Source organism: Odoribacter sp. AF15-53 (assembly GCF_003479425.1).
Classification (GTDB): domain Bacteria; phylum Bacteroidota; class Bacteroidia; order Bacteroidales; family Marinifilaceae; genus Butyricimonas.
Map to the genome: position 1 here is coordinate 31,838 of NZ_QUHC01000020.1, position 205 is coordinate 32,042.

The following is a 205-nucleotide window of genomic DNA, read 5'->3' on the forward strand; positions in this document are numbered from 1 at the left end:
TAAAGAGTAACTTTAGCCCAAGAGGCCTCACTGTCTTTTCCCAACCTATATTCCAACATCTCAACCGAATCTTTCAACACGGCTTTCGTTATATTATTCACGAATCTTCGGACATACATCCCCGCACCTTCCTTAAAATCAAACAGTCCGAAATCTTCCTTTTTATACGGATTCTTCTCGAATTTGGGAGTTATAGAATAAGTTG

At 39.0% G+C, this 205-nt stretch carries 1 protein-coding gene; it reads right to left on the reverse strand.

What is annotated here, in order from left to right:
• On the reverse strand, positions 1-205 hold a 205-nt coding region (locus tag DWW52_RS21150; RefSeq protein ID WP_199692026.1), incomplete at both ends, for a hypothetical protein.